The 26143-nt window shown below is 68.7% G+C and carries 9 protein-coding genes and 1 other RNA gene (1 of these 10 running past the window's edge); 2 read left to right on the forward strand and 8 right to left on the reverse strand.

Features of this window, described 5'->3' with window-relative positions; translation table 11 throughout:
* The 5 genes from AC3WTE_RS13390 to AC3WTE_RS13410 all read right to left on the reverse strand — a co-directional run.
* Positions 1-17446, reverse strand: partial view of a non-ribosomal peptide synthase/polyketide synthase gene (locus tag AC3WTE_RS13390; RefSeq protein ID WP_492438105.1) — the 5' portion only. 13682 nt of this gene lie to the left of the window's left edge; only the first 17446 of its 31128 coding nucleotides appear in the window; its start codon is at positions 17444-17446; its stop codon lies off the left edge, out of view.
* Between the two features lie 43 nt (positions 17447-17489).
* Positions 17490-17714, reverse strand: a complete 225-nt coding sequence (locus AC3WTE_RS13395; RefSeq protein WP_459367266.1) for an MbtH family protein — start codon at positions 17712-17714, stop codon at positions 17490-17492.
* A gap of 382 nt (positions 17715-18096) precedes the next feature.
* Positions 18097-18708 carry a recombination mediator RecR gene (gene recR, locus AC3WTE_RS13400; RefSeq protein ID WP_492438107.1) on the reverse strand — a complete coding sequence of 204 codons (612 nt, stop codon included), beginning with the start codon at positions 18706-18708 and terminating at the stop codon, positions 18097-18099.
* 1 nt (position 18709) lies between these two features.
* The gene (locus AC3WTE_RS13405; protein WP_029119043.1) at positions 18710-19042 is read right to left on the reverse strand and encodes a YbaB/EbfC family nucleoid-associated protein; all 333 of its coding nucleotides are present in this window, start codon (positions 19040-19042) and stop codon (positions 18710-18712) included.
* Between the two features lie 125 nt (positions 19043-19167).
* Positions 19168-19605, reverse strand: a complete 438-nt coding sequence (locus AC3WTE_RS13410; RefSeq protein ID WP_492438109.1) for an SRPBCC family protein — start codon at positions 19603-19605, stop codon at positions 19168-19170.
* A 70-nt stretch (positions 19606-19675) separates the two neighbouring features.
* Between AC3WTE_RS13410 and AC3WTE_RS13415 the strand changes: the two genes are divergently transcribed.
* Together AC3WTE_RS13415 and AC3WTE_RS13420 are read left to right on the forward strand one after the other, a co-directional pair.
* A complete protein-coding gene (locus AC3WTE_RS13415) occupies positions 19676-21067 on the forward strand; it encodes an FAD-binding oxidoreductase (RefSeq protein WP_492438111.1) in 1392 nt (463 codons plus the stop codon).
* Positions 21064-22368, forward strand: coding sequence for a class I SAM-dependent methyltransferase (locus AC3WTE_RS13420; RefSeq protein WP_492438113.1), 1305 nt, complete (start codon positions 21064-21066; stop codon positions 22366-22368). The genes AC3WTE_RS13415 and AC3WTE_RS13420 overlap by 4 nt, the downstream gene beginning before the upstream one ends.
* 125 nt (positions 22369-22493) lie before the next feature.
* On the opposite strand, the gene AC3WTE_RS13425 is transcribed toward AC3WTE_RS13420, so the two are convergent.
* From AC3WTE_RS13425 to ffs, 3 genes are all read right to left on the reverse strand, one after another.
* On the reverse strand, positions 22494-24512 hold the full coding sequence (locus tag AC3WTE_RS13425; protein ID WP_492438114.1) for a DNA polymerase III subunits gamma/tau: 2019 nt from the start codon (positions 24510-24512) through the stop codon (positions 22494-22496).
* A 173-nt stretch (positions 24513-24685) separates the two neighbouring features.
* A complete protein-coding gene (locus tag AC3WTE_RS13430; RefSeq protein ID WP_492438116.1) occupies positions 24686-25978 on the reverse strand; it encodes an aspartate aminotransferase type Ic in 1293 nt (430 codons plus the stop codon).
* A gap of 28 nt (positions 25979-26006) precedes the next feature.
* Positions 26007-26103, reverse strand: an RNA gene (gene ffs / locus AC3WTE_RS13435) — signal recognition particle sRNA small type.
* Positions 26104-26143 lie beyond the last annotated feature (40 nt).

A 26143-nucleotide genomic window follows, 5' to 3' on the forward strand; every position in this document is an offset into this window, starting at 1 on the left:
ACGCCTCACCCGCCACCACGAGCGTGACGCCGTCCAGCCCGGCGGGCGAAAGCGCGCCGGCCGCAGAGGGAGTCAGGCTCAGCACGGTGACCTGCTCCGCGGCCACCAGCGCATGCAGGTCCTCGGGCGCCCGCGCCACCGATTCGGGCACGACGACCAACCGGCCGCCGTTCAGCAGGGCGCCGAAAATCTCCCACACCGAGACGTCGAACGCCAGCGAGTGCCACTGGCTCCAGACACCGGATGTCGGCAGGCCGGAGTCGGGGGCGCCGATCAGCTGGGTCACGTTGCGGTGCGCGACCGCAACGCCTTTGGGCACGCCGGTGGTACCCGAGGTGTAGATCAGATAGGCGATGTCGCCCGCGCTCGGTCCCGTCAGTGCGGTGTCGGGCCGGGCCGCGTCGGCAGCATCGTCCACATCGATGACGGGGATGTCCAGACCGGAGACCCGGTCCCCCAGGTCGTCCGCGGTGATCACCGCGACCGGTGTGGCATCGCCCAGAACGAACTCGATACGGGCCGCCGGCAACGCCGGATCGAGCGGAACGTACGCCGCCCCGGTCTTGAGCACCGCCAGGATCGCCACGATGGCCTCGGCAGACCGCGGAAGCAGAAGTGCCACAGTCTGTCCCGGTGCGGCGCCGTGTGCGGCGAGCAGATGCCCCAACCGGTCCGCGTGCTCGTCGAGTTCCCGATAGGTCAGGGTGCGGCCGGCGCAACTGACCGCGACCGCATCCGGGGTGCGCCCTGCCACCGCGGCGAACAGTTCTGGGATGGCAACGTCGTGAGTGCGCCGGGCCAATGCCGCCCGGTTGCCGATGGCATCGATACGCGCGCGCTCGGTGTCGTCGAGTATCTCGACCGCGGACACCGGCACTGTCGGGTCCGCGCTGACGGCGGTCAGTACTCGCTGCAACCGATCGACCAATGCCTCGATGGTGGCGGCGTCGAAAACGTCGGTGCGATATTCGACGGTACCTGCGATGCCGGCGGGTGCGCCGTCATCGGTCCAGCGCTCACCGAGCGAGAACGTCAGGTCCATGCGCGCGGTCTGAGTGTCGACCGGGACCGGTGTCACCTCCAGGTCGCCGAGGGTGAGCCCGGTGCCACGTCCCTGTTGTCCGGGCAGGTTCTGCCAGGCCAGCAGTACCTGCACCAAGGGGTGGTGCGTCAGGCTCCGTGTGGGGTTGAGCCGCTCGACCAGCACCTCGAACGGCACGTCTTGGTTCTCGTAGGCCGCGAGGCTGCGCTGCTGCACCTGCGCCAGCAGGTCGGCGAACGTCGGATCACCGGACAGTTCGACGCGCAGCACCAGGGTGTTGACGAAGAAGCCGACGAGCTCGTCGAGTGCCGGGTCGGTCCGACCCGCGATCGGGAAGCCCACGGCGACATCGGAACTCGCGCTGACCTTGGCGAGCAACGCCAACAGCGCCGCCTGCACCACCATGAATCCGGTGGCGTGGTGTTCACGCGCCACGTGCGCGATCTGCTGCTGCAGCTCGGCCGGCCAGTCGATGGCGACGGTGGCACCGTGCTGGTCCGCCACCAGCGGGTAGGGCCGGTCGGTGGGCAGTTGCAGCCGTTCCGGCAACCCCGCCAACGCCTCCTGCCAGTAGCCGAGCTGCGCCGCGATCGGGCTGTCGCCATCGCGCAGATCACCGAATTGCACACGCTGCCACAGCGTGTAGTCCACGTACTGCACCGGCAGATCCGGCCACTGCGGTGCCTGTCCGGCGCAGCGACTCGCGTAGGCCACGCCCAGGTCACGCGCCAGCGGCGTGATCGACCAGCCGTCGGCTGCGATGTGGTGGACGGCGGCGACCAAGACGTGTTCGTCGGCGGCAACCCGGAACAGGCTGGCCCGCAAGGGAATCTCGGTGGCGATGTCGAAGGCGTATCGCGCCGCGGTGTCCACGGCGGCGTCCAGCCGGTCCGCCGCCCAGCCGGTGGCATCGGTGCTCTCCCAACCGATGTCGGCCGAAGATGCCGGGAGCACCACCTGCTGTGGTACGCCGTCGGGCGCGACGAACACCGTCCGCAGCGCCTCGTGCCGGACCACCACGTCGACCAGCGCGGCGTGCAGCGCCTCGGCGTCCAGGTGTCCGGCGAGCCGCAGCACCGTGGAGAGATTGTAGGTGGCGGACGGACCCTGCAGTTGTTCGAGGAACCACAACCGATTCTGCGCGAACGACAACGGGATGACGTCCGGCCGCTCGCTCGCCGCCAGCGGCTCCCGCCGCGTTGCGGATGCCCCGATCCGCGGGGCCAGCTCGGCGATGGTCGGTGCCTCGAAGACCGTGCGTACCGCCAGGTCCGTGTCGAGCGCGGCGTTGATCGCCGCGATCAAACGCATCGCCGCGATGCTGTCACCGCCGAGATCGAAGAAGGAATCGTCCACGCCGACGCGGCTGTGTCCCAGCAGATTCGCGAAGATGCCGGCCAGAATTTCCTCGACCGCAGTCGCCGGTGCCCGGTAGTCGCCGGCCACATAATCGGGTGCGGGCAGGGCACGCGTGTCCAGCTTGCCGTTGGCCGTCAACGGCAACCGGTCCAGCGTCACGATCGCCGCGGGCACCATGTAGGCCGGAAGTCGCTGCGCCAGTTCAGCTCGCGCCGCGGCGGGGTCAACGGTCCCGGTCACGTAACCGACCAGGCGCTTGTCGCCCGGCCGGTCCTCGCGGGCGATCACCACGGCCTGCTGCACACCGTCCAGTGCCGCCAGCGCCGTTTGCACGTCACCGAGTTCGATGCGATAGCCGCGGATCTTGACCTGTTCGTCCGCCCGGCCCAGGTAGGTCAACTGCCCGTCGGCGCCCCACCGCACCAGGTCACCGGTGCGGTACATCCGTTGCCCCGGCGCCCCGAACGGGCACGCCACGAAGCGTGCGGCGCTCAGCCCAGCGCGACGCAGATAGCCGACACCCAGCCCGGAACCGGCGACGTAGAGTTCACCGATCACGCCGGGCGGCACCGGCCGCAACGAGGCGTCGAGCACGAACAGCGCTGCGCCCCCCACCGGCGAACCGATCGGCACCACCGCAGATTCCGACGCCGAATCGGTGGTCAGCGGCGCGCTGATCGCGACGCACATCGTCGTCTCGGTCGGTCCGTAGGCGTTGACCATCAGCCGCCCGTCAGTCGCCCAGCGCTGGACCACCTCGGGCGGGCAGGCTTCACCAACCGCGACGAGCGCCGCGCGCTCCAGTCCGGCCGGTGACAATACGGCTGCGGCCGTTGGGGTTTGGGTCAGGACACTGACGCCTTCGGCCACCAGGACCTGATGCAGATCCGCCGATGACCGGGCAACCGCGTCACCGATCACCACGACCCTGCCGCCGCGGAGCAGCGCGCCGAAGATCTCCCACACCGACACGTCGAACGCCAGCGAGTGGGCATGGCTCCACGCGCCGGCGGCGGGCAGTCGCGTGTCGAGAGCGCCGAGCAGCTGGGTCACATTGGCGTGGGTGAGTCCGACGCCCTTGGGCGCGCCGGTGGTACCCGAGGTGTAGATCAGGTAGGCAAGTGATTCGGCATTCGGCATCGGCAGCGCTGAATCCGCTTGTCCGGCAGCATCATCGACGGCGATGACCGCGCCGCTGAAGCCGGCCAACAGATCCGGGTCGGTACTGATCGCCGCTACCGGCGCCGCGTCGTCGAGGACGAACTCGATGCGCGACGACGGCCACGAAACGTCGATCGGCAGGTATGCGGCACCGGCCTTGAGCACACCCAGCATCGCGACGATGGCATCGGCCGAGCGGGAAAGCAACAGCGCCACAACAGAACCCGGACCGACACCGTGCCCGGTCAGCAGGTGGGCCACCCGGTTCGAGGCCGCGTCCAGTTCCGCGTACGTCATCGATGCGCGAGCGTCCGTACTGGCTGGTGCGCCCGCGTCGGTGATCGCCACCGCGTCGGGGCCCAAACGGACGTGGGTGGCGAACAACTCGGGAATCGACGGCTGGTCCGGCGGCCGCCTCAGGACGTCACGATGCCCGTTCGCCTCGACCCGCGCCCGCTCGTCGGCAGTCAGCAGGTCGACCGTCGACAGCGCCCGCGTGGAATCGGCGGTGATGGCCGCCAGCACGCCCTGCATCCGCTGCACCAACGCTTCGACGCTCGCCGCATCGAACACGTCGGTGCGGAATTCGACGATGCCGCCGATGCCCGCGGGTTCGCCTGTGGCCGTCCAGCGTTCGGACAGCGAGAACGCCAGGTCCATGCGCGCGGCCTGGGTTTCCACGGGCAGCGGAGTGACGGTCAGGTCGCCCAATGCCAGGCCGGCCGTACTGTCGACGTGCTGCCACGGCAGGTTCTGCCAGCCCAGCATGACCTGCACCAGCGGGTGGTGGGACAGCGAGCGTGCGGGATTCAGGCGCTCGACCAGCACCTCGAAGGGCACGTCCTGATGCTCGTAGGCAGCGAGGCTGCGGGCCCGCACCTGCGCCAAAAGCTCTTCGACAGTGGGGTTTCCGGCCAGGTCGACGCGCAACACCAGGGTGTTGACGAAGAAGCCCACCAGGTCGTCCAGCGCGGGGTCGCGCCGCCCGGCGATCGGGAAGCCGATGGCCACATCGGAACTGGCGCCCAGCTTGGCCAGCATGACGGCCAGCGCGGCCTGCACCACCATGAAGCTGGTCGCGTTGTGCTCACGTGCGACGCGCGCGATCTGCTGCTGCAACTCGGCGGGCCAGTCGACTTCGATCGTGGCACCCGCCAGGTCGGCCACCGCGGGGTAGGGCCGGTCGGTCGGCAGGTCGATCCGGTCGGGAAGGCCGGCCAGCGCGTCCGCCCAGTAACCCAGCTGGGCCGAGACCTCGCTGTCGGGTGCCTCGAGTTCGCCGAGCTGCCTACGCTGCCACAGGGTGTAGTCGACGTACTGCACCGCGAGCGGAGCCCAGCCCGGCGCTGCTCCCGCGCGCCGGCTGACGTACGCCGTGCCCAGATCGGTGACCAGCGGCTGCAACGACCAACCGTCCGCGGCGATGTGATGCACCACGGCCACCAACAGGTGCTCGTCGTCACCGAGGCGGAACAGGCTGGCGCGCACCGGGATTTCGGTGGCCAGATCGAACGCATACTGTGCGGCCGCACGTACGGCGGCGGCCCGTTGCTCGTCGGTCCACCCTTCGGCATCCACCACATCCCAGCCGAGCTCCACCTCGTCGGCGGGCACGATCACCTGGTGCGGCGTGCCGTCGGTCGCGGTGAACACGGTACGCAGACTCTCGTGCCGGCCGACCACGTCGGTCAGCGCCGCATGTAGCGCATCGGCATCGAGCTGCCCCTGCAGCCGCAGCATCACCGGCATGTTGTAAAGCGCTGAGGCACCCTGCAATTGGTCGACGAACCACAGCCGGTTCTGGGCGTACGACAGCGGGATCGGTTCTGGCCGCTCTGCCGCGGGAATGGCCACCAGCGCCTCGCGCCGCGCTGCGCCGTCCCCGATCCGCGCCGCGAGCTGAGCCACGGTGGGTGCCTCGAAGACGGTGCGCACCGGCAACTCGGCATCGAGCGCCGCGTTGATCCCGGCGATCAACCGCATGGTGGACAACGAATCTCCACCGAGATCGAAGAACGAATCGTCCACACCGACCCGCTCGACACCGAGGAGCTCCGCGTAGATGGCCGTCAGGGTTTCCTCGACGGCCCCCGACGGGGCGCGGTACCGCGCGGAGTCCTGGTAGTCCGGGGCGGGCAGCGCACGGGTGTCCAGCTTGCCGTTGACCGTGACCGGCAGTGCCGGCACGGCGATGACGGCGGCTGGGACCATGTAGCCCGGCAGCCGGTGCGCCAGCGCGGTGCGCGCCTCGGCCGGGTCCGCGGTGCCGACGATGTAGCCGACGAGGCGCTTGTCGCCGGGCCGGTCTTCGCGGGCGATCACCGCCGCATGTTCGACCCCGGGCAGTTCGGCCAGTGCCGAACGGACGTCGCCCAATTCGATGCGGTAGCCGCGGACCTTGACCTGCTCGTCGGCCCGGCCGAAGTAGTCCAGCTGTCCATCGGGGCGCCACGACACCAGGTCACCCGTGCGGTACATGCGCGTGCCGGGCGCACCGAACGGGCAGGCCATGAAACGGGTTGCGGTCAGGCCGGACCGGCGCCAGTAGCCGATTCCGACGCCCCGCCCGGCGAGGTACAGCTCACCGACCACTCCCGGCGGAACGGGGCGCAGCGAATCATCGAGGACGAAGAACGCGGCGCCTGCTGTGGGCGACCCGATCGGCGGTGCACCGGAACCCGCGGTCAGCGGCAGGCTCTTGCACAGCCACATGGTCGTCTCGGTCGGGCCGTAGACGTTGACCATCGTGCGGTTCGGTGCCCAGCGGTTGACCATCTCGGGCGGGCAGGCCTCGGCGCCGATGACCAGGGCGGCGGCATCCAGCCCTTCGGTCGCCAACACCGCTGCGGCCGAAGGGGTTTGGGTGAGCACGGTGACCTGTTCGCGGACCAGGAGGTCGTGGAAGTCGTCGGCGGAACGGGCCACCGCGTCGGGAACCACCACCAGGCGTCCGCCGTGCAGCAGCGCACCCCAGATCTCCCACACCGAGAAGTCGAACGCGTAGGAGTGGAACTGCGTCCACACCTGCACATCTCCCGTCGCTCCGATCGCCCCGGCATCCGGCGACAGGTCGATCCCGATCTCCAGGCCCTGGAACAGCTGAACGACGTTGTACTGCGTGACCGCAACGCCTTTCGGCACCCCGGTAGTGCCCGAGGTGTAGATCAGGTGCGCCATGTCGTCGGGCGCGGGCCCCGGTGGCGGGGAGCTCGGCTGCGTCGCGACCCTGGGATCGGCCACGTCGATGACCGCGCCGCCGAATCCAGCGAAGCGGTCCGTCAGGTCACCGGAGGTCACCACGGCAATCGGCGCGGCGTCGCCGAGCATGAACTCGATACGCGCCGCAGGCAGTGCGGGATCGAACGGCAGATAAGCCGCGCCGGACTTCTGTACGGCGAGGATCGCCACGATCGCTTCCGCCGAACGCGAAAACAGCAGCGCGACAATCTGTCCCGGCCCGGCACCCTGCTCCGTGAGCAGATTTGCCAACCGGTTCGAGGCCTCGTCGAGCTCCCGGTAGGTCAGGGACCGGGCGCCGCAGACCACCGCGACCGCATCCGGGGTGCGGGCAGTCTGAGCGGCGAACACCTCCGGCACAGTCGTCACCGCTGACGGCTGACCGAGCACCGCCCGGTTGCCCCAGCGGTCCAGCCGGGCCTGCTCGACCTCGTCGAGCAGATCCACCGACGACAGCCGCTGCTCCGGATCGGTGCTGAACGCCAACACCATTCGCTCGAACCGGCCGACGAGCGCCTGGATGCTCTCGGCGTCGAAGATGTCGGTGCGGAACTCCACCATCACGTCGAGTCCGTCAGGCTCCCCGTCGGTGTCCCACCGCTCGCCCAGCGAGAACGCCAGGTCCATCCGGGCGGTCTGGGTGTCCACCGTCAACGGGGTCACCTGCAGATCGCCGAGAGCCAGTCCTGCCGCGTCCCCGGCCTGCCAGGAGAAGTTCTGCCAGCCCAGCAGCACCTGGACCACCGGATGGTGAGTCAGGCTCCGGGTGGGATTCAGCCGCTCGACGAGCATCTCGAACGGCACGTCCTGGTGCTCGTATGCCGCCAGGCTCCGCCGGCGGACCTGCGCGAGTAGGTCGACGAACCTGGGGTCGCCGCCGGGGAACTCGCCCAGGTCGACCCGGAGCACCAGAGTGTTGACGAAGAACCCCACGAGCTCATCGAGTGCCGGGTCGCGCCGGCCCGCGATCGGGAAGCCCACCGCCACATCAGAAGTCGAGCTGATTCGCGCCAGCAGAGCGGCGAACGCCGCCTGGATCACCATGAAGCTGGTCGCGTTGTGCTCACGGGCGACGCGGCGGATCTGCTGCTGCAGGGCGACCGGCCACTGTACGGTCACCCGCGCGCCGTGGTGGTCGGCCGTCGGTGGGTACGGCCGGTCGGTCGGCAGGTCGAGGCGCTCGGGCAGCCTGGCGAGGGTCTCCTGCCAGAAGTCCAGTTGCGCCGCGATGGGACTGTCGGCATCGTCGAGTTCACCGAATTGTGCACGCTGCCACAGCGTGTAGTCGACATACTGCACCGGCAGCGGCGCCCAGTCCGGGGCTCGCCCGACGCACCGGCTGGCATAGGCCAGGCCGAGATCACGCACGAGCGGGGTCACCGACGAACCGTCGGCAGCGATGTGGTGCACCACCACTACCAGGATGTGGTTGTCGTCGCTGATGCGGAACAGCCTGGCGTGGAACGGAACCTGCGCCGAAAGGTCGAAGGTGTGCCGCGCCGCCGCGCCCACGGCATCGTCGAGCCGGCGCGCTGTCCAGCCGGCGGCGTCGACGGTCTGCCAGCCGATGTCGGCCCGGTCCGCGGGGATGATCACCTGCTCGGGCGTACCCTCCGGCGCCACGAACAAGGTCCGCAGGCTTTCGTGGCGGGACACCACATCGGACAGGGCGCGACCGAGCGCGTCGGCATCGAGGCGCCCGCGCAGCCGCAGTGCCACGGCCAGGTTGTAGATGGCCGAGGGGCCCTGCAACTGGTCGAAGAACCACAACCGGTTCTGGGCGAAGGACAGCGGCAGCAGCTCGGGCCGCTGCCCGGCCACCAGCGGAGCCAGCCGCGTGGCGTCCCCGCCGATCCGGGGCGCCAGCTGCGCAACCGTGGGCGCCTCGAACAGCGCGCGCACCGAAAGGTCCACCGCCAAACTCGAATTCACCGCACCGATCAGGCGCATCGCCGACAACGAGTCGCCGCCCAGATCGAAGAACGAGTCGTCCACGCCGACCCGCTGCACGCCCAGCACCTGGGCGTAGATGTCCGCGAGAATCTCCTCCACGACCCCGGCCGGCGCCCGGTAGCCGTCGGCGTCGGCGTACTCCGGCGCCGGTAGCGACTTGCGATCGAGCTTGCCCGACGTCGTCAGCGGCATCTCGTCGAGCACCACGATGTGCTGCGGCACCATGTAGTCGGGCAGCCACGCGCTCAGTCGGTTTCGGACCGCGCTGATCTTCGTGCTGCTGTGCGGCTCGTTCGCGTGGACGCCGGTGTGCGCGAGCGGCCGGTAGAGGTCCGTCAGCGGGACCCCGGCCGAACCGGCGTCATCCGGCCTGACGAAGACGGCATCGACGCTACCGCGCACCGCGCCCCACGTGACGGCGACCTGGTATCCCGCGTCTTCACCGATGCGGTGGAGTTCTTCCGTTGTGGCCTCCGCTGCTTCGGAATCACGCGCCGCTCCGGCGAGTTCCGCTTCCAGCCGGACGTCGATGCTCACGCCCGCGCGGGGAATGTCGGTGATCCGGATGGCCTCCGGCTGCAGGTCGGCCAACCGGCGCTGCAGGCCGGCGAGGTCGGGGCATTCGTCCCATGCCCAAGAGCCGACATCGGCGACTGAGCGGCCCGCCACGGGCGCCTTGTGGATGGTGACGTCGTACCGGTAGCGGTTGAGCTCGTTGTCCGCGGTGCCGCGTTTGATCCGGATACCAAGTCCGACAGCCGATTCCCGTCGCGTTGCCCACGTCGTGAAGAACTCCGGCGCCAGCAGCAGCTCCGCTTCACCGAGCACGGCATGTTCGACACGCTGCCGGATCACCGCGGCATCGGTACCGGATATCGCCTCACTGTCACTGCGGCCCAGCACGATGGCGCTCTGGAAGGCGTGCTGCAGGGTGTGGTTTCGGATGTCGCCGAGGAACAGCGTGCCGCCGGGCGCCAGCAGCTCCACCGCGTTGTCGATGACCTCGGTCAGGTACGCCGCGTTGGGAAAGTACTGGACCACCGAGTTCACGATGATGGTGTCGAAGTGGCCACGCGGCAGTCCGTCGGTGACGTGCGCCGCCCGCGCCATGAACTCGACCCGGTCGCGCCACGGAATCTCCAACTGCTGCAACGAACGCGCCAGCTTGTCGACCGCGGCCGACGACACGTCGGTGGCGACATACTGCTCGCAGTGCGGCGCGATCTGGGACAGGATCAGACCGGAGCCCGCGCCGATCTCCAGCACCCGCCGCGGACGCAGTTCCATGATGCGGTCGACCGTGGCGGCCCGCCACTGCTCCATCTCGGCCAGTGGAATCGGCTCGCCGGTGTAGCTGCTGTTCCATCCTCGGAAGTCCGAACCGAACTCGGGCGCTTCACCTTCCGCGTCGTCGGCGGCGTACAGCTCGTCGTAGATGTCCTGCCACTCCCCGACGATCTCCGCGTCATGCGCGGTGTCACGCTGGCCGTCGGTGGCATGTTCGAAGGTGATGTAACCGACCAACTGCGCGCCGCCGGTGCCGTGGTGCACCGTGGCCGCGGCCTGGCTGACCTGCGGGCAGGCCAGCAGCGCACTTTCGATCTCGCCCAGCTCGATGCGCTGACCGCGCAGCTTGATCTGGGTGTCGGCCCGGCCCAGGTAGTCCAGCGTGCCGTCGGTGTTCCAGCGCGCGAGGTCGCCGGTGCGGTACATGCGGCTGCCGGAATCATCCGGCCCGCCATGCGGATTGGCGACGAAGCGTTCGGCGCTCAGCGTCGGTCGGCCCACATAGCCGAGCGCGACCGCGGGGCCGGCCAGGTACAACTCGCCCGTCACGCCCGGCGGCACGGGGTTGAGCTGCGCGTCCAGCACCAGGGTCCGGGTGCCCGCGATGGGCCTGCCGATGTTGACCTGCTGCCCCGGCGTCAGCGGTGTACCGGTGGCCCAGATGGTCGACTCGCTGGGGCCGTAGGCATTGAACATGCTGCGGCCGGGTGCCCAGGCGTGCACGAGTTCGTCGGGGCAGGCCTCACCGCCGGTGATCAGTGTGGTCAGCCCGTCGAGCCGGGCCCGGTCCAGGGACGCCACGACTGTCGGGGTCAGCAGGGTCACGCTGACCCGCTGCCGCTGCATCAGGTCGGCGAGTGCCTCGCCCGCATACACGTCCCGCGGTGCCACCACGAGTGCGGCAGCCGCACCGGTAGCCATCAGCATCTCGAACAGGGACGCATCGAACGTCGGGGCAGCGACCATCAGGACCCGCGAGTCGGCAGCCAAGTTGTAAGAATCACGTTGTGCCGTAGCGGCTCCCAGCAGACCCGCATGACTGACCGCGACGCCCTTGGGCTCACCCGTCGAGCCTGAGGTGAAGATGACGTAGGCGGTGTTGCCCACCGCCAGCGGCAGCGCACGGTCGGCGTCGGTGATCGGGTCGGCGCGGTAGGCCGACAAGTCGATGTCTGCCCGGAACACCGGGCGGGACCCCGCGCCACCAATCTGGTCGGCGTCGCGGGTGAGCACGCACGTGGCGGCCACCGAATCCAGCACCGTGGCAATACGTTCGACGGGGTGGGTGCGATCCACCGGCACGTATACGCCGCCCGCTTTGAGCACGGCCCACCACGCCACCACCAATTCGGCGCAGCGGTCCATCGCGACGCCCACCGCGCGTTCGGGCCCGACTCCACCCTCGATCAGCAAGCGCGCCAATCGGTTCGACGCTTCGTCGAGCTCGCGGTAGGACATGACCCGCACGCCGTCGACCACAGCAACCGCATCCGGGTCGACCGCGACGGCAGCGGCGAGCAGTTCAGTCCCGAGCCCGACCGGCGCGCGCGTCCCGGCACCAGACCACCGCTGTAGCTCGTCCCGTTCCGCCGCATCGAGCAAGTCGATGGACAACACCTTGCGCGACGGATCCGCGGTCATCGCCGCCAGCAACCGGCTCAGCCTGCCGGTCAGCGCCTGGATGCCGGCCGCGGTGAACACTTCGGTGTCGTATTCGAGGTGCAGGCCGAGCTCATCGCCCGGAAACGCCTCGACAGTCAGCGGGTAGTGATTGAACTCGCGGTTCGCGAAAGACGAAATCGTCAGCTCGGCGCCATCTTCACCACCGACCGACATGCCCGCTTCGACCGGATAGTTCTCGTACACGAAGAGCGTGTCGAAGAGCTGGTCGTGGCCGGCGACGCGGTGAATCTCGCCGAGCGCCAGATGTTGATGATCGAGCGTGTCGTTGTGCGCCGCCTGCAGCTGGTCGAGCAGGCCGGTGACGGTCGTGCCCGCGGCGAGGTTGGCGCGCACCGGCACGGTGTTGATCAGCAGACCGACCATCGATTCGGTGTCGCCCGCATCGAGCTGGCCGAGCCGGGAGCGCGCGGTGCCGAACGCGACGTCACGCTTGCCTGTCAACGACGCCAACAGCACGGCCCACGCGCCCTGCAACACGGTGCTGACGGTGGTCTGACACGAGCGCGCAAGCTCTCCGAGGGCGCGCGTGGTCTCTGCCGAAACGTGGCACGACGCGAAGCCGCGGTGTCCGCGGCCGAGCCGGTCCTGCAGCCGGTCCTGCGGCCCCACCAGCGTCGGCGTATCGAAGTCCGCGAGCACCGCACCCCACGCCGCGCGCGCCGCGTCGAGGTCGCGCTCGGCGAGCCAGGTGATGAACTTCCGGTACGACGCCGCGGGCGGTAACCGGTGCCCGGCATACCCGGCGAAGATCTCGCGCAGCAGGATCGGCAGCGACCAGCCGTCGAGCACGATGTGGTGATTGGTCAGCACGAAGCGGTGCCGGTCGTGCGCGATCCGGATCAGCAGTGCCCGGAACGGCGGCTCACCGGCAAGGTCGCCGACAGCAATACGCTCCGCGGCGCACAGCCGCTGTATCTCGTCTTCGTCGAGTGCACCCGTCGCGCTGAAATCGAGGAACCGCCAGGCGATTTCCGGTTCGGCCTGAATCACCTGCACCGGCTCGTCGAACTGCTGACAGAAGACAGCGGCCAGGTGCGGGTGCCGATTGACGGTAGTTTGCACCGCATCTCGGAGTCGCTGCGGATCGAGGGCACCGGTGAGCGTGAAGTCCAGTTGCACCGAGTACATCTCGGCCGCGACGTCGGCGCGCTCATGGGCCGTGCGGCTGTGGAACAACAGGCCCTGTTGCAATGGCGTCAGCGGCAGAATGTCGGCGACCCGGTACTGCTGCTGCAACTGATCGATCTGCTGCTGCCCCAGCTGTGTCGGCGCGATATCCGATGGCGTCAGGCCGCCGCCACCCGCCCGGACGTGCGCGCAGATGCCGGCCAGTGCCTCGAACCACAACCGGCTCAACCGGTTCAGCTGGGCGTCGTCGAGCACGGACGTCGCCCACGTCCAGTCGGCCTGCAGTTGCGGTCCGGCATCGGTGTCGACGGTGCCGGCGTTGAGCTCGACGGTGTGGAACAACGGCAGGGGCGCCGCGGCGCCATCCAAAGACAGCTCGTCCCGGCCCAGCCGCCACAGCTCTTCGACCCCGGCGATTTGCGGAAAGCCCAGGCGGCCAAGGTAATTGAATCCGATGCTCGGATCCGTGCGATCCAGTTCGATGTCGTCGTTCAGGTACCGCAGCAACCCGTACGTCAGGCCCGGCGGCTGCGCGCGCAGCTGCTCCTTGGCTGCCTTGACAACAGCGCCCAGCGCGTCGTCCCCCTCGACGATCTGCGTCCAGGACAACTCGCTCAATGTCAGCGCCACCGGGTATTTGGCGGTGAACCACCCCACGGTCCGCGACAGGTCCATATCGTCGGCCAGATCTTCGTCGCGCCCGTGGCTTTCGACGTCGATGCCGATGGCCGCCCCGGCGGTGCCCAGAAATTCCGCGACCGCCAGCGCGAACCCGACCAGCAGGATGTCCTGCACGCCGGCGTGAAATGCTGCCGGCACCTCGCCGAGCAGCGCTCGGGTGTGGTCGGCGTCCAGCGTGACCGACAGCCGGCCGGCGGTGGCGTAGGTGTCCGCAACAGGGTCCGCCGCCGGCAGCGTCGCGGGTACCGATGTCACCTGCTGCCAAGCCGTCGCCTGCGCCAGCACCTCCGGATGCTGCGCATGTTCGGCGAGCAGCGCGGCCCACCGCTGGAACGACGTGCCTGTCGTGGTCAGTTCCACGGGCTGGCCGGCGCGGTGCTGAGCCCACGCGATATTGGTGTCTTCCAACAGGATTCGCCACGACACCCCGTCGACCGCGAGGTGGTGAACCATCAGGACCAGTTGCTCGGTGGCGCCGACCCACAGGCCGCTGACCATCACCCCGGCACTCGGGTTCAGCCGTCCCCGCGCCGCGGCCACCGCGGCTTCGGTCAGTTCGCCGACGGCGACCACGCATTCCCGGGCCGCGACCGACCCGGCTTCGGGTACTTCCAGTGCGCCATCGGTGTCGACCCGCAGCCGCAGCATCGCGTGCCGATCCATCAAGGCCTGCACCAACATCACCGCGTCGGCCTCGGTGGCGCCCTGCGGCGCCTGCAGCACGAGAGTCTGGTTGAACTGATCGACCGGACCTTCGACGGTGTTGAGCCACCGCATGATCGGCGTCGTCTGCACCGCGCCGACGCCCTCGTCGACCACGTCATCCGCGTCGTCGGTCACGGTCACGGTCTGCGCCAGCCGCGCCACCGTCTGCTCGACGAATATGTCGCGCGGGCGGCATGCCAGACCGGCCGCGCGGGCGCGCGCCGCCACCTGCATCGCGAGAATGCTGTCGCCGCCCAGCTCGAAGAACGAGTCGTCGACACTGACGGCCGCCGTATCCAGGCCGAGGATTTCGGCGTAGATGGCGGCCAGGATCTCTTCGACCGGGCTGTCCGGTGCACGGTAGTCGTCGCCGGTGTACTCCGGCACCGGCAGGCTGCGGGTATCGAGCTTGCCGCTGGTGGTCAGGGGCAGTTCCGGCAGCACCACGATCACCGACGGGACGAGATATGCCGGTAGCCGATCCGCGAGGGCGGCCCGCGCTTCGACGGGATCGACGGCACCGGTGACGTAGCCGACCAGGCGCTTGTCGCCGGGACGGTCCTCCCGGACGATCGCCGCGGCCTGCGCGACGCCATCGAGCGCAGCCAAAGCTGTTTGTACTTCGCCCAATTCGATGCGGTAGCCACGAATCTTGACCTGAGCATCGGCGCGGCCCACGTACCGCAGCTGCCCGTCGTCGCCCCAATACACCAGATCGCCGGTGCGGTACATGCGCTCGCCCGGCTTACCGAACGGGCATGGCACAAAACGGGCTCCGGTCAATGCGGTCCGGTGCAGGTATCCGACACCCACGCCGGCACCGGCCACATACAGTTCGCCGACCACCCCCGGCTGCACCGGCTGCATCCAGCCGTCCAGCACGAACAACGCCGCGCCGCTCGGCGGCGTTCCGATCGGGGCCGCACCACCGTCGGCCGTCAGCGGAGCACTGATCGCCGCGTAGATCGTGGTCTCCGTGGGGCCATAGGCGTTGACCATCGTCCGCGCAGAGCCGTCTTGCTCCTCGTGTGCGCGGGGCGCCCACTGCTCGACCACCTCGGCCGGGCATGCCTCGCCGCCCATCACCAGCGCACAGGACTCCAGGCCCGCCATGTCCAACATCCCGATGGCAGAGGGGGTTTGGGTCAGTACGGTGACTTTTTCCGCGATCAGGAAGTCGTGGAACTCGGCCGGGTCGGCGGACACCGACTCAGGAACCACCACCAGTCGGCCGCCACGCAGCAGTGCGGAGAAAATTTCCCACACCGAGAAATCGAAGGCATACGAATGCCAGTGCGACCACGCCTGCTCGGCCGGCAGGCCGGCATCCTGCGAAGCGATCAGCTGCGTGAGGTTCTGGTGGGCAATCGCAACGCCTTTCGGCGTGCCGGTGGTACCCGAGGTGTAGATGACGTAGGCGACGTCGTCGGGTTCGGGCCCGGCCGCGGCCGGCCAGTCGGCGGGCCCGTCGAATGCGTCGCGCCCCCGCACGTCGATGACGACGCCGTCGAATCCGTCGAACCGGTCCGCGAGCGCAGTGGTGGTAACGGCCGCGAATGGCGCGGAATCGGCCAGCATGAAGGCGATCCGGGACGCCGGCAAGGCGGGGTCGATCGGCAGGTAGGCCGCGCCGGTCTTGAGCACGGCCAGGATGGTCACGATGGCCTCGGACGACCGCGGCAGCATCACCGCCACGCGCCGGCCCGGCCCGGCACCGCGGTCGGCAAGCAGTTGCGCCATGCGGCTGGATGCGCGGTCCAGCTGCCGGTACGTCAGGGTCCGGCCGTCGCCGCTGAGCGCCACCGCCTCCGGAACACGAGCCACCTGATCGGCGAAGAGCGCCGGAATCGACACCCGCGACGCGGTGTCGGCATCGAGCGCCGCCCAGTTTCCGAACTCCGCCAGCCGGTCTTGCGCCGGCGAACCGAGCAGCGGCAAGGCGGACAGGCGCCGTGCCGGATCGGCCGTCATCGCGGTCAGCACGCGGTCCAGCTGGTCCGCGAGCTCGACGACGTCGAGCCGGCGGGTGCCGAACGTGGTGACCGACAGCTCGTCGCCCGTGCCGGAGAACGCCAGCCCGGAGCCACGCCCGAGACCTGAGATCAGCTGCGCCGCCGCCGTGGCCTCTCCCAACGGCACGGTGAACCCAGTCGGCAGAAAGTCGACGACGATCCGGTCGGCGCCCGGCCCACGGAGCTTGCGTTCCAGGGCCTGGACCGGAAATCGCTGATGGCGCACCGCTTCTCGGGTGCGGGTGTGCACATGCGCGCAGAACTCGGCGACCGTGACATCAGGCGAAATCTGCAGCACCAGCGGCACCACCCCAGCGACCATGCCGGGCAACGTCTTCGACACCTGCAGCACGCGACGGGTCACCGGCAGGTCGAGCACCACCTCGTGCCCTACCGACGCCCGGCTCCGCAGGACCAGCGCGCACGCCGCGATGAGCACCGTCGACCGGCGCACGTCCCAGGCCTCACACAGTCGTTCGACCCGCGCCAACAACGCGGGGTCCAACTGGATCGGCTCGGACGAGCCATCGACGGCACCCGCGGCGTCATCCGACTCGAGCTCGCGCGTGGTTTCCGCCGGCAGATTCGCCGTCCAGTACGCCTCGTCCTCGGCGTAGTCCGCAGAGGCTTCGTACGCTTCTTCACAGTCGAGCAGGTCTTGCAGGGAACTGAAATACGACGGCTGAATCGGCAGGCCCGCAACAGCTTCCGAGTACACCGCGGCGATCCGCTGCAGGACCAGCGCCAACCCGATACCGTCGGCGACGATGTGGTGGCAGCACGCGAAGAAGTAGGACTCCGTGGCGTCGGCGCGGAAGTACGCGAAGCGCAGCAGCGGCCCGTCCAACGGCATCGGGGTGCGCTGCAGCGCCGAGGCCATCGCGCGGGCCTCGGCCATCGGCTGGTCCGCGTGTGTCGGATCGGCACGGGCCAGATCGTGAAAGGCCACTTCGATGTCGGCGACATCGAGCAGGCGCTGGCGCACCTGGCCGTCGGACTCCGAGAAGGTCGCGAGCACCGGATCGGCCTCGCCGACGACGCGGCGGATGGACTGCTCGAAAATCTCGAAATCGACCGGGCCGTCAATTTTTACGAAGATGCCGAGCTGCCATTCCGCAGCCGATTGACCTGTTTCCTGCGCGAGCCAGATATCCAACTGCCCACGCGTGACAGGCAACGACGAATCGCCGAGATCCATCCCGAAACCAGAAATGCCGAACTACCCCTGAATCACCGAGCGATCAGAGCCGCTGCCCCACCGCCAGTCGGTCCCGCAAGCTCTTCGGCCGGATGTCGGCCCACTCCCGCTCGATGTACTCCAGGCACGCGGCGCGGTCCGCCTCACCGAAGACCACCCGCCAGCCCGCCGGAACGTCAGCAAAGGTCGGCCACAGGCTGTGCTGCTCTTCGTCGTTGATCAGCACGAAGAAAGAACCATTGTCGTCGTCGAACGGGTTGGTGCTCATGGTGCCCCCAAAAGAATTGACGCTCAAGATAATTGGGCGAGGCGATTTCCACTCACCTCGTGGGCGAATGCTACATGCCCACACTATGTCCACAAACGGGCGTCAATAAACCGACCCCGGCGCACCGCGATCGAGCAATCCCTCCGAAATCCCCGATGTCGTAACAACTTTCGCGGCAATCTTTGCCCGATGCCGATATCCGTGCCGACTTTGCAGGGCACACCCTCCGGCAGTTGATTCCGATAGTTAGCTGTATTCGCCGATGCGGGCTCAAGCACAAAAAGTAGGAGTACCCACCCCTACGGGAAGTCGTTTCGTGGCAACGCAGAGTTAAACCACCGCGGCCGAGCCGCGAATCAGACCACCGCGGCCGAGCCGCGAATCAGACCATGGCGCGGCGGCCGGCCAGGGCCCGGCCCAGCGTCAGCTCGTCGGCGAACTCCAGGTCGCCACCCATCGGCAGACCCGACGCGATGCGCGTCACCGAAAGTCCCGGAATGTCCCGCAGCATGCGCACCAGGTACGTGGCGGTGGCCTCGCCCTCGGTGTTCGGGTCGGTCGCGATGATCACCTCGACGATGTCCACGCCGTCGACCCGCTGTCCAATCCTGTTGAGCAGTTCACGAATTCGCAATTGCTCCGGCCCGACGCCGGACAGCGGATCGAGCGCCCCACCCAGGACGTGGTAGCGCCCGCGGAATTCGCGCGTGCGCTCCACCGCCTGGACGTCTTTGGGCTCCTCGACGACACACACCAGCGAGCCATCGCGGCGCGGGTCGCTACAGATGCGGCACCGGTCGTCGTCGGACACGTTTCCGCACACCGCACAGAACTTGACCCCGTCGCGTACCCGGTTCAGCACCGCGGTCAGCCGGTCGATGTCCGGCGGCTCCACCGACAACAGGTGGAACGCGATGCGCTGGGCACTCTTCGGCCCGATACCCGGCAGCTTGCCGAGCTCGTCGATCAAATCCTGTACTGGTCCTTCAAACACATCAGAACCCGGGCAGGCCCATGCCCTGCATGCCGCCGGCCAGCGGACCGAGGCGCTGCTGCGCCATCAGTGTCACCTGCTCGGAAGCGTCGCCCAGGGCACCCACGATGAGGTCCTGCAGCGTCTCGATGTCGTCCGGATCGACGACCTTCGGGTCGATGGTCAGCGCGGTGATCTCCCCGCTGCCCATCATGGTGACCTTGACCAGCCCACCGCCGGCCTGACCGACCACCGACGAGGTGGCCAGGGACTCCTGCGCAGCCATGAGCTGCTGCTGCATCTGCTGCGCCTGAGCGAGCAGCGCGGACATATCGGGCTGGCCACCGGGTTGCATGAAGATCCCCTTGGTTTGATTCGCGGCTCAGCCGCATGATGATCGGGTGTGCGCCAGCCTAGTCGCCCGACGGAAGGTCGGGCGACCATCTGGCCGCTAATTACGGACGCGTCGCGCCGTCGTTGCTATCCCTCGACAACCTTCTTCAGGTTGCCCAGCACCTCGTCCTGGATCTTGCGCAGGCCAAGTGGCGCGAAGGTCTTCTCGAAGAAGCCGCCGATGCCGCCGGCGCCCTGCCACGCGGTCTTGACGGTGACGGTCGAACCGGTGCCGGCCGGGGCGACGGTCCAGGTGGTCACCATCGACGAGTTGGCGTCCTTCTCGATGACGCTCTTGCCCGCGACGTCGACCGTGGCCTTCACCTCACGCGAGCGCTTCTTCGTGGCCTGCAGCTTCCAGGTCGCGACAGTGCCGGCGCCCTGTCCGCCTTCGAGCACCTGGTAGCCGCTGTAGTTCGGCGAAAGGATCTTCGGGCGCACGGTCTGGTAGTCGGCGACCGCCGCCAGCACCTTCTCCGGCTCGGCGAGAATCAACACGGTGCTGGACGCACTGACCTGTCCCATCAGGCAAAACTCCTGTTCGTGGCTTCACTGTGCGGTCGCGAGGACCGCGGTCTCGGTCTAGCGTATATGTGTGACCGCTGTCGCGACCGACGCGACGGCCGCCCACGAGGCGGCCGTGCAACGGCTGCTGGACAGCTACCGCGCCATCCCGCAGGGGGCGACGGTGCGACTGGCGAAACCGACATCGAACCTGTTCCGCGCCCGGTCGCGCACCAAGACCAAGGGGCTGGACGTCTCCGGGCTCGACGGCGTCCTCGCGGTCGACACCGAGTCCCGTACCGCCGACGTCCAGGGCATGTGCACCTACGAGACGCTGGTGGCGGCGACGCTGCCGTTCGGCTTGGCGCCGTTGGTCGTTCCGCAACTCAAGACCATCACCCTCGGGGGCGCCGTCACCGGGCTGGGCATCGAGTCGACGTCCTTCCGCAACGGCCTGCCGCACGAGTCCGTACTGGAGCTGGACATCCTCACCGGGGCCGGCGAGCTGATCCGGGCTTCCCCGCACACCCATTCCGACCTGTTCTACGCCTTCCCGAATTCCTATGGCACGCTGGGCTATTCGGTGCGGCTACGGATCGAGCTGGAACCCGTGCGGCCGTTCGTCAAGCTCAGGCACCTGCGCTTCCACCGGCTCACCGATCTGGTCGGCGAGCTGCAGCGGATCCTCGACACCGGCGGCCATGACGGCGTCCCCGTCGACTATCTCGACGGCGTCGTCTTCGGCCCCGGCGAGAGCTATCTGTGCCTGGGGATGAAGACCGGGACGGACGGCCCGGTCAGCGATTACACCGGACAGCGCATCTTCTACCGGTCCATCCAGCACGACTCCGGCGAACGACACGACCGGCTCACCACGCATGACTATCTCTGGCGCTGGGACACCGACTGGTTCTGGTGTTCCGAGGCCTTCGGTGCGCAACGCCCGCTCGTCCGGCGGTTGTGGCCCCGGCGGTACCGGCGCAGCAGCGTGTACTGGAAGCTGGTCGGCCTGGACCAGCGCTTCCACATCGCCGACCGGATCGAACGGCGCAGCATCTTCGCCCCGAAGCAGCCCCTGCGCGAGCGCGTGGTGCAGGACGTCGAGGTGCCGGCAGAGCGCGTCGTCGACTTTCTCGAGTGGTTTCTCGAGCGGGTGCCCATCACCCCGATCTGGTTGTGCCCGTTGCGGTTACGCGGTGACGCCCAGTGGCCGCTGTATCCGATCCAGCCCCACCGCAACTACGTCAACGTCGGGTTCTGGTCATCGGTGCCGGCCGGCCGGGAGGCCGGGGAGACGAACCGGTTGATCGAGAGCAAGGTCGACGAATGCGGCGGCCACAAATCCCTGTACTCCGAATCGTTCTATTCGCCCGACGATTTCGACAGGCGTTACGGCGGCGCGGAGTACCGGAAGGTCAAGGACGTTTACGACCCCGAATCGCGGCTACTAGACCTCTATGCGAAGGCGGTACAACGGCAATGACGGCAACTGACGACCGCGGTACGACCGACGGCAAGCTGACTCTGGCTGAAGTGCTGGAGAGCTTCTCGAGCGGCCGGCTGCCCCTGAAATTCGAGGCGTACGACGGCAGTTCCGCCGGCCCCGAGGACGCCGCGCTGGGCTTGAGCCTGCTCACTCCCCGCGGCACGACGTACCTCGCGACCGCACCCGGCGACCTGGGCCTGGCCCGCGCCTACGTCGCGGGTGATCTCGCGGCGCTCGGCGTACATCCGGGCGACCCCTACGAGTTGCTCAAAGCGCTTGCCGACAAGCTGCAGTTCAAGCGCCCGCCGATCCGGGTGCTGGCCAACATCGTGCGGTCCATCGGATACGAGCACCTGCTGCCGATTGCCCCGCCGCCGCAAGAGGCCCTACCGAAATGGCGGCGGATTGCGGAAGGGCTGCGGCACAGCCGGATCCGGGACGCCGAGGCCATCCACCACCACTACGACGTGTCCAACGCGTTCTACGAGCGGGTGCTCGGCCCGTCGATGACGTACACCTGCGCCTGCTACCCGCGCCCGGACGCCACGCTCGAAGAAGCCCAGGAGAACAAGTACCGGCTGGTGTTCGACAAGCTGCGGTTGCAGCCCGGTGACCGGCTGCTCGACGTCGGCTGCGGCTGGGGCGGCATGGTCCGGTATGCCGCCCGGCGCGGTGTCCAGGCCACCGGCGTGACACTGTCCGCGGCGCAGGCCGACTGGGCCCAGCACGCCATCGCCGACGAGGGTCTGACCGAGCACGCCCGCGTCGTCCATGGTGATTACCGCGACGTACGGGCGGACAACTTCGACGCGGTGTCCTCGATCGGCCTGACCGAGCACATCGGTATCGCCAACTATCCGGCGTACTTCCAGTTCCTGCGCGACCGGCTACGGCCCGGCGGGCTGCTGCTCAACCACTGCATCACCCGACCGCACAACCACGCCAGGAGCGTCGGCGGCTTCATCGACCGGTACGTCTTCCCCGATGGGGAACTGACCGGCTCCGGCCGGATCATCGCCACGGCCCAGGACGCCGGACTGGAGGTCCTGCACGAGGAGAACCTGCGCCAGCACTACGCCCTGACGCTGCGCGACTGGTGCGCCAACCTGGTCCGGAACTGGGACGAAGCCGTCGCCGAGGTCGGGCTGGCCACAGCCAAGGTCTGGGGCATGTACATGGCTGGCTCCCGCGTGGGCTTCGAGACCAATGTGGTTCAACTGCACCAGGTTCTGGCCGTCAAGCTGGACGAGCACGGCGCTGACGGCGGGCTGCCGCTGCGGCCGTGGTGGACGCCCTGAGCGCGGGCTCCGACACCACCGTGCGTCAACGCAGCGGGGCGCCGCGCTCTTCGGGACATGTTCGGTCAGGACCTGTCACCATCAGCTGACATGGTCAGCCCAAGCTGACGGGTTTCGCCGCCCTACTACTCCCCGATCGGCCGGGCGCCCAGCTCACTCTTGAGCAGTTCCAGCGCCACTTCTTCGGGATCGCGCCGGGGCACGTCCGTGCCGCGGTCGTTGGCGGCGTCGGCCAGCATGTCCTCTTCTTCGGCGCGCTCGACGGCAGCCTGCTGCTCGGGCGTCGGCGCTGCGGGTCGCGGCGTCGACGCCGGGGCGGCACCGGCGGCCGGGGCCCCGGCCGCACCCGCGGGCGCGGCACCGGCATCGCACCGTACCCGCCAGTTCACCCCGAGCGCGTCCTTGAGCGCCTCGCGGATGACGTCGGCGTTGTGCTGCTCGCTGAGTCGTCTCGCCAGCGGCGGCGCCGGATGCGCCAACACCAGGGTGTCGGCCTCGATGCCGCGGACCGTCGCCTCCATCAGCATGGCTTCCAGCGAGCGACTGCGGGCGCGGACCTTCTCGCGCACCGTCGGCCACATGGTGCGCACCGCGGCCGCGTCGGGCTCGCCGGGCGTCGCTGCGGCCGTCGCCGCGGGTGCCGGGGCCGCCGGGGCTGCGGGCGCGGGAGCGGGTGCGGGGGCCGGTTCAGGTGATGTTTCACGTTGAACCGGCGCGGGTTCGGGGGCCGGACGCGGCTCAGGACGCGAGACCGGAGGTGCCGAGGGTGCCGGCGGCGTCGGCACATACTCCGGCTCAGCGGCAGAAACCGGTTGCGGCGCTTGGCTTCTCCGCATGAATCGCGGGGCACCCAAGCCTGCGTCAGCGGCCGGCGTGGACAGGCCGGGCGGAGCTTCCGCCAACGATTCGTGAACAGAACCTGGCGTTACCACCGCTGCCGGAGCGGGACGTGGTGCGGCGGCGACCCCACCCTCGGACGCCGGGATCGAGACGTTCATCCGGGTCTCGATGCGCTCGATCCGTTGCAGCAGAGCGGCCTCGGTGTCGCTGGCCGACGGCAGCAGCAGCCGGGCGCACACCACTTCGAGCAGCAGCCGGGGTGCCGTCGCGCCGCGCATCTCCCCCAGGCCGGCATGCATCACCTCGGCGTAGCGGGTCAGTGTCGCGGTGCCGATCTGGGCAGCCTGGTCCCGCATGCGTTCCATGACATCATCCGGCGCGTCGACCACACCGCGCGCCGCGGCATCCGGAACCACTTGCAGCACAATCAGATCCCGGAAGCGCTCCAGCAGGTCGGTGCCGAAGCGGCGCGGGTCGTGCCCGGCGTCGATCACCGACTCGACGGCTCCGAAGAGCGCGGCACCGTCGCCCGCGGCCAGTGCGTCTACAGCGCGGTCGATCAGCGCGAGGTCCGTCGCTCCCAACAGGGACAGCGCGCGCTGGTAGACCACGCGGTTCTGCTCAGCGCCGGCCAGCAGCTGGTCGAGCACCGACAACGTGTCGCGGGGCGAGCCGCCGCCGGCCCGGATGACCAATGGGTACACGGCGTCGTCGACGCCCACGTCCTCCTGAGCGCAGATTTTCTCCAGCAGCCCGCGCATGGTCTTCGGCGGCAGCAACCGGAACGGGTAGTGGTGCGTACGCGACCGGATGGTCGGCAGCACCTTCTCCGGCTCCGTGGTCGCGAACACGAAGATGAGGTGCTCCGGCGGCTCCTCGACGATCTTCAGCAGCGCGTTGAAACCGGCGTTGGTCACCATGTGCGCTTCGTCGATGATGAAGATGCGGTAGCGCGACTGTGCCGGTGCGTAGAACGCGCGGTCCCGAAGTTCACGCGTGTCGTCGACACCACCGTGGCTGGCCGCGTCGAGCTCGACGACGTCGATGTTGCCCGGCCCGTTGGGCGCGAGCGCCACACACGAATGGCACACCCCGCACGGGTTGGCCGTCGGGCCCTCCTCGCAGTTCAGTGACCGGGCCAGGATGCGCGCCGACGACGTCTTACCGCAGCCGCGCGGCCCGGAGAACAGGTAGGCGTGGTTGATCCGCCCTGATTCGAGCGCGTTGCACAGCGGCTCGGTGACATGTTCCTGCCCGACTACCTCAGCGAAACTTGCCGGTCGATACTTGCGGTAGAGAGCCACGGGAGAAGGCTACCGAGCGAGTCTGACGGCCGCTCTGCTGCCCGTTGCCTCTGAACCTCACCGATCGTCGGTCGCGAACCTGACGTGGTGGCGGGAAATCCGCCCGCGAATCGCCGTGCAGTCAGGGTCGACTCCAGTTCAGAGTCAATCCGGAGTGCCCGGCCCGCCCGGCCTCAGTCCTTCAGCAGTACCTCGGTCGCAGCCAGCAGCGCGCACGTCGCCAGGCCGTCGATGGCGACCCGCAGGTCCGGCAGCGAGGGGAACGTCGGCGCGATCCGGATGTTCTTGTCGTCCGGGTCCTTCTTGTACGGGAACGACGCACCGGCCGCGGTCACCGCGATGCCGGCATCCTTCGCCAGAGCCACGGTGCGCCTGGCGGTGCCAGGCCACACATCGAGGCTGACGAAGTAGCCCCCCTTGGGGTCGGTCCACGACGCGATCTTCGACTCGCTGAGCCGGTCGTCGAGAATCTCGGCGACCGCCGCGAACTTCGGCGCCATCAGCGCCTGGTGCCGCTGCATGTGCAACCGCACGCCGTCGGCGTCGCCGAAGAAGCGCACATGGCGCAACTGGTTCACCTTGTCCGGGCCGATGGTCTTCTTCTCTGCGTGCTGCAGGTACCACGCAATGTTGCCGAGCGAGCCACCGAAGAAACTGACGCCGGCTCCGGCGAAGGTGATCTTGGACGTCGAGGCGAAGACGTACGGCCGGTTCGGGTTGCCCGCGGTCGCGGCCAGCCCGACGATGTCGATGTTCGGCACCGATTCGTGCGTCAGCGTGTGCACGGCGTAGGCGTTGTCCCAGAACAGCCGGAAATCCGGTGCGGCCGTCTGCATCTGCACCAGCCGCCGGGTGACCTCCCAGGAGTAGGTGACGCCGGTCGGGTTGCCGAACACCGGCACACACCACATGCCCTTGATCGCCGGGTCGGCAGCGACCAGTTCCTCGATGAGGTCGACGTCCGGGCCCTCCTCGAGCATGGGCACCGGGATCATCTCGATGCCGAAGCTCTCGGTGATCGCGAAGTGGCGGTCATACCCCGGCGCCGGGCACAGAAACCTAAGACCGGAACTTGCAGCTTCCTCGATCCAAGGCCGCGGCGAATCGACACCACCGTGCAGCAGCGAGAACACGATGACGTCGTGCATCAGCTCCAGGCTGGCGTTGTTGCCGGCGATCAGGTTCGACACCGGCAGGCCGAGCAGCTCACCGAAGATGGCCCGCAGCTCGGGCAGGCCGTGGAGGCCGCCGTAGTTGCGGGTGTCGGTGCCGGTGGAATCCAGGTAGGAGCCCGGGGTGTCCCCGGGCAGGCCCAGCATGGCGTTCGACAGATCGAGCTGCTCCGCTGACGGCTTACCCCGAGTCAGATCGAGAGTCAGATTGCGGGCCTGCAGCTCGGTGTAATTGCGCTGCTGCAGTTCGAGTTGGGCCTGCAATTCGTCACGGCCGAGGGACAGAAACGACACGGCGCGCCTCTCGCATCAGATCGCGAAAACATAGGGGACCCCGCGCACCCGCCAGAGCCCGTTGACCCTTGCTGCCTTCCGGCCCTGGGGGAGTTCACAGGATGGACGCCGCGCGGGGTCCGGCCATGAGTGTAGTACCCACCCGGTGGCACGCCGGTAGGGCGT

It is taken from the genome of Mycobacterium sp. FW102-FHT13B02, from assembly GCF_058790275.1.

Bases quoted from the DNA above. Each gene is read 5' to 3' on its own strand.
- AC3WTE_RS13410 (WP_492438109.1), bottom strand. From the start codon at position 19,605: ATGGGACAGGTCAGTGCGTCCAGCACCGTGTTGATTCTCGCCGAGCCG.
- AC3WTE_RS13420 (WP_492438113.1), top strand. From the start codon at position 21,064: ATGACGGCAACTGACGACCGCGGTACGACCGACGGCAAGCTGACTCTG.
- AC3WTE_RS13405 (WP_029119043.1), bottom strand. From the start codon at position 19,042: ATGCAACCCGGTGGCCAGCCCGATATGTCCGCGCTGCTCGCTCAGGCG.
- AC3WTE_RS13395 (WP_459367266.1), bottom strand. From the start codon at position 17,714: ATGAGCACCAACCCGTTCGACGACGACAATGGTTCTTTCTTCGTGCTG.